The following is a 5,145-nucleotide window of genomic DNA, read 5'->3' on the forward strand; positions in this document are numbered from 1 at the left end:
CTCTCTTACTCTTTCAGCTAGTATTTTAGCTAATAGCGATAATTATAACTTTCCTAAATTAAAAGAAAAAATGGAAAAAGATGGTTATAAATTAGAGTATGTGAAAAAAGATGAAGGATTTAACTTTAAAAAAGGGGATTCTCATGTTGAAGTTACAGATTATAAAACATACGCTAAGTTAAATGACGCTATAGCTAACTCTATAAATTTATTAGAAGAAAAAGGATTTAAACTTGTTACACAAGAGTGCGATTTTGGAAATGGAGTTTTAGTTTTTACTAATCCATCTATAAAAGATTATGCTTTTGTTCTTTCTGCAAACTATAAAAAGAACATTATGTTAAATACTGGTGGAGCTCCAAAAGATGTTGAGTTCTCTGTGAAAACTTTGCAAGAAACTTTAAAACCAGTTAAAAAATAAAAATTTTTTTTTATTTTTTTCTTGACATATTAAAAATTTAGCAGTATTATTGTAAAATATAAAACAAAAAAAAATTTAGGAGGAAGATATGTCCCAATTGTTCGTTGTTTTAAACTCATTACATCATCATCATAGATATTAGAGTTTGTTCCTGTGAATTTTTCATAGATACAGACTCTTGTTGTATTACAAACTTGAGTCTGTATCTATGATGACAACGAAAAAGAGAAATATCACTTCTTTTAAAGCCATCTAGATACGTTCTAGATGGCTTTTTTGTTTTCAATAATGTTTTGAGGAGGATTTTTATGAAAAAAATATTTAAACTTTTATTATTAACTATTACTATATTTTCAATCTCTTTTGCTAAAGATAACTCTTTAAAAGATCTTCAAGGTAAAGGTGAGGTAGTCATTGGTCTTGACGATACTTTTGCTCCTATGGGATTTAGAGATGAAAAAGGAAACATCATCGGTTTTGATATTGACTTAGCTAATGAAGTTGCTAAAAGAATGGGTGTTAAAGCTATTTTTAAACCATGTGAATGGGATGGAATTATATTTGATTTAAGAAGTAAAAAGATTGATTTAATTTGGAATGGTCTTACTATAACACCTCAAAGAGAGAAGCAGATTGCTTTTTCTACTCCATATTTTGATGATGATCAAATTGTTATTGTTAAAAACCCTGAGATAAAATCTTTTGAGGATTTAAAAGGTAAAAATATAGGCGTTCAACTAGGTAGTGCTTCATACTTTGCTTTTGAAAATTCATCTTTATCTAAAACAACAGGTAATGTCAATAAATACTCTACAAATGTTGAAGCTCTTTTAGATTTAGAAGCTGGAAGAACTGATGCAGTTGTTATAGATGCTGTTGTAGGTAAATACTATGTTGCTAAAAAAGATGGATTTATTGTTTTAAATGAGATTTTAGATAAGCAACAAATGGGAATTGGTATGAGAAAGCAGGATTTATCATTAAAAAACAAAATAGATGAAACTTTAGCTAATATGAAAGCTGATGGTTCATTTAATGAAATTTACCAAAAATGGTTTGGTAACAACTAAAACTTTATTTTAAGGAAGGATTATTTATGGAAAACAATTTATTTTATATACTACAAGGATTAACTCTAACTTTAAAGCTTTACTTTTTTACTTTGATTTTATCTTTACCTTTAGGAATTTTACTTTCTCTTGGAAGAGTTTCAAAAAATAAGATATTAAATGTTGGAATTCAAATATATACGTGGATATTTAGGGGAACACCTCTTTTACTACAACTTTTCTTCGTTTATTATGGCTTACCTGTTTTTGGAATTGTTTTAGAACCTTTTCATGCAGCTCTTATAACTTTTACTATTAACTATGCTGCATATATATCTGAAATCTTTAGAGGAAGTATTTTAGGAGTTGATTCTGGTCAATTTGAAGCTGCTCAAGTTTTAGGTTATAGTTACTGGCAAACTATGTTTAAAATAATTCTTCCTCAAAGTTTAATTACAGCATTACCAGCTCTTTCAAATGAAGCTATTGCTCTTATTAAAGATACCTCTTTAGTTTCTGCTATTGGAATGGCTGAAATTTTAAGAAACTCAAAAGAGATTGTTACAAGAGAGTTTACAATTGCTCCATTTATTATATGTGCTGTAATCTATTTAGGATTATCAACTATTATTATTTTAATTTTAAAAAATATTGAAAAGAAGGTGACTATATAATGGCTATTCAAGTTAAAAATTTAAATAAATCTTTTGGAGAAAACAATGTTTTCAACAATCTCAATTTAGAGATTAAAAAAGGGGAAATTGTCTCAATTATTGGTCCTTCTGGAAAAGGTAAATCAACATTTTTAAGATGTTTAATTGGTCTTGAAGAGTTTAGCTCTGGAGAGATTGTTTGTAATAGAAAAAAAATGGGCATGGTTTTTCAAAACTTCAATCTTTTTCCAAATAAAACAGTATTAGAAAATATTACTGAACCTTTAATACTAGTTGATAAAATTGAGAAGTCTATAGCTATAAAAAAAGCTAAATCTCTTTTAGAAAGAGTTGGTTTATCTGACAAAGAGAATACCTATCCTAAATACCTGTCTGGAGGACAAAAACAAAGAGTAGCCATTGCTCGTGCTCTTGCAAAAGATCCTGAAGTTTTACTTTTTGACGAACCCACTTCAGCTTTAGATCCTTTTATGACTGCAGAGGTTTTAAAAGTTATTGAGGAGTTAAAAGATAATAGAGATATGACTATGGTTATTGTTAGCCATGAGATGGATTTTGTTAATAAAATCTCAACTAGAATAATTGAGTTTTAAGCAACGCTTAAAACTCACTCCCTACATATACTTTGCCATTAATTGATCTCCCTGTTATTTTAGAGCAATCTCCATAATTTTCCCCTTGAAAAAACTCTAAATACTCACTTATATATTTTTCAACTGTATTTAAATATCCAAAAAGTGCTCCGTTTGAACTTCCAGTTGCTGCCTCCTCATCTATTCCATAAAGTGGTGCAAAATTTCTACAATAGACTTTGTCATCTTCAATAGTATAAACATGATAACCCACTACGTTATAAAATTTTGATATATTTTTGATCTCTTCTAAATCAATATCTAAATTGTTCAGTATCTTTCTATTTTTAACAGGAATTAATATATCTCTTAAACCACTGTAGCCAACAACAATCTCTAAGTCTTCATGTAAATCCTCTTTTTTCACTTCTATCGATTGAAGAACTCTCTCTAACTCTGTTATACTCTCAATTTTTATACTGTCTTGTTCTAAAAATATTTTTTCTTTCTCCACTATAACTTTTAAATCCTTAAAATTCACTCTTTCTATATACTCTCCCTCTCCAATAGCACCAGTTTCTTTCAAAACATAGAAAGCTCCTAAAGAAGCATGGCCACAAAACTCTATTTCACACTGAGGAGTATAAAATTTAAGTTCAAATATATTCTCTGATATTTTTTTTACAAAAACTGTCTCTGAAAACCCCAACTCCTTAGCTTTTTTCTGACATTCATCCTTTGAAATATACTCTTTTACTATGACTACTCCAGCTTTATTTCCACCCTTTCCATTATGTGTAAAAACATTAACTATATACTCCATATTTCTCCCCTTTAAAAGTAAAAGGGCATACATAAGTACACCCAATTATATCTATTTATTCAATCTTTTTGCTAACTCTTGAACAGCATACGAAGCTACATCATCTGCATATGTTCCAGTTCCAAATCCAGCATCATACCCCAACTCTTTAGCTAACTCATGAGTAATTCTAGCTCCACCACAAATTACTAACATCTTATCTCTTAATCCCTCTGCTTCTAACATCTCAATAAGTTCAATTAAATTTTTAATATGTACATCCTTTTGAGTAACTGTTTGAGAAACTAAAAGTACATCAGCTCCAATTTCAATAGCTTTAGCTATAAAGTCCTCGTTTAAAACTTGACTTCCCATATTTAAAGCTTCTATCATCTCATATCTTTCTAATCCATAGTGTCCTGCATAACCTTTCATATTCATTACGGCATCTATTCCAACTGTATGAGCATCAGTTCCAGTACTTGCTCCTAAAACAACTATTTTTCTTCCAATATTCTCTTTTACAAACTTATCTGTTTCCTCCATTGACCAAGTTGTCGATTCAACTTTTGGAACATATATAGACTCATAATCTACTGTGTGAGTACAGTTTCCATAACAATTAAAAAATGTAAATCCATCTGTCAACTCTTTAAAATATGAAACTTGTGGATTTTCAAATCCCATTTTTTTCATAAGTTGTTTAGCTGCTTCAACTCCCTCTGCTCCTGCTGGCACTGGTAAAGTAAATGAAAGTTGAGTTTTTCCATCGTTCATTGTATCTCCATATGGTTTAACTGCTTTTAAATCTAGTGTTGTATCAAATGTTCTTTCTTCCATTGAATATAATCCACCACTCATTACTTAACCCCTCCTAACATTTTTGGAATAAACAGATTCATATAGCTAGAACCCTTTTCTACAACTCCAGCTAATCCCTTTCCACCTGTTCTACTTCTTTTTATATCTGCAAAAGTTCCCTTTTCTAGTGAATTAAATAGTCCATCTTCAACCATTTTTTCAAGCAGTTCAACTGATTCATCTAAAACAAGTTGAGCTCTTTTTTGAATTATTCCATCTGCTTTAAACTCTATTTCAGATCCAAAATCTCTCATGTTATTGAATATATATCTAGCATTTTCTATTGATAGATATCTATCTGACATAAATGGTGTATGAATAGCCTCTGTCATCATTCCTAGTAGTTGAAGTCCTTGCCCTGTCATTATTGCAACTTGATTAAATAGTGCATCTTGAATATGCCCTTTAAATATATTTCCTGTCATAAACTTTGTAGGAGGCATATATTTTAAAGGAGCTTTTGGGAAAATCTCTCTAGTCATTTGAGCTTGTGCTAACTCTAATAGGAATCCATTTTCTAATTCAGGATCCATTTCAAATGCATGTCCTAATCCCATCTGCTCCTCTGGAAGACCTGCCATAAATGCTAACTGCTCATTTATTAAATCTGATGCTAAAACTGTATGAGCATTTTCAACTGCATCAGCTGTTGTTAAATAGTTATCCTCTCCTGTATTTATTATAACTCCTGCAAATCCATTTATTACTCTTGAGAAAAACTGGTCAACTAGTGTTCTTTGCATATTTATATCTCTAAATAATATTC

Annotated in this window: 7 protein-coding genes; 4 read left to right on the forward strand and 3 right to left on the reverse strand. The window is 30.0% G+C overall.

The genetic code is table 11. The annotated features are described in order from the left end of the window. The 4 genes from Q0V08_RS10515 to Q0V08_RS10530 form a co-directional block, all read left to right on the forward strand. The coding region (locus Q0V08_RS10515; protein WP_297434573.1) for a hypothetical protein at nucleotides 1–421 on the forward strand (421 nt) is incomplete at its 5' end. A 308-nt stretch (nucleotides 422–729) separates the two neighbouring features. Next, nucleotides 730–1,491 (forward strand): amino acid ABC transporter substrate-binding protein, encoded by a 762-nt coding sequence (locus Q0V08_RS10520; protein WP_297434574.1) that lies wholly within the window; start codon nucleotides 730–732, stop codon nucleotides 1,489–1,491. 26 nt (nucleotides 1,492–1,517) lie between these two features. Then, nucleotides 1,518–2,144 carry an amino acid ABC transporter permease gene (locus tag Q0V08_RS10525; protein WP_297434576.1) on the forward strand — a complete coding sequence of 209 codons (627 nt, stop codon included), beginning with the start codon at nucleotides 1,518–1,520 and terminating at the stop codon, nucleotides 2,142–2,144. Beyond that, nucleotides 2,144–2,737 carry an amino acid ABC transporter ATP-binding protein gene (locus Q0V08_RS10530; RefSeq protein WP_297434578.1) on the forward strand — a complete coding sequence of 198 codons (594 nt, stop codon included), beginning with the start codon at nucleotides 2,144–2,146 and terminating at the stop codon, nucleotides 2,735–2,737. The genes Q0V08_RS10525 and Q0V08_RS10530 overlap by 1 nt, the downstream gene beginning before the upstream one ends. Before the next feature lie 7 nt (nucleotides 2,738–2,744). On the opposite strand, the gene Q0V08_RS10535 is transcribed toward Q0V08_RS10530, so the two are convergent. The 3 genes from Q0V08_RS10535 to Q0V08_RS10545 all read right to left on the reverse strand — a co-directional run. Beyond that, nucleotides 2,745–3,539, reverse strand: a complete 795-nt coding sequence (locus Q0V08_RS10535; protein WP_297434580.1) for a PhzF family phenazine biosynthesis protein — start codon at nucleotides 3,537–3,539, stop codon at nucleotides 2,745–2,747. A 51-nt stretch (nucleotides 3,540–3,590) separates the two neighbouring features. Beyond that, the gene (locus Q0V08_RS10540) at nucleotides 3,591–4,379 is read right to left on the reverse strand and encodes an OAM dimerization domain-containing protein (RefSeq protein ID WP_023051624.1); all 789 of its coding nucleotides are present in this window, start codon (nucleotides 4,377–4,379) and stop codon (nucleotides 3,591–3,593) included. Then, nucleotides 4,379–5,145: lysine 5,6-aminomutase subunit alpha (locus tag Q0V08_RS10545; protein WP_297434582.1), on the reverse strand; the 767-nt coding region annotated here is incomplete at its 5' end. The genes Q0V08_RS10540 and Q0V08_RS10545, both read right to left, overlap by 1 nt.

The organism is uncultured Cetobacterium sp. (assembly GCF_947038635.1).
Classification (GTDB): Bacteria; Fusobacteriota; Fusobacteriia; order Fusobacteriales; family Fusobacteriaceae; genus Cetobacterium_A.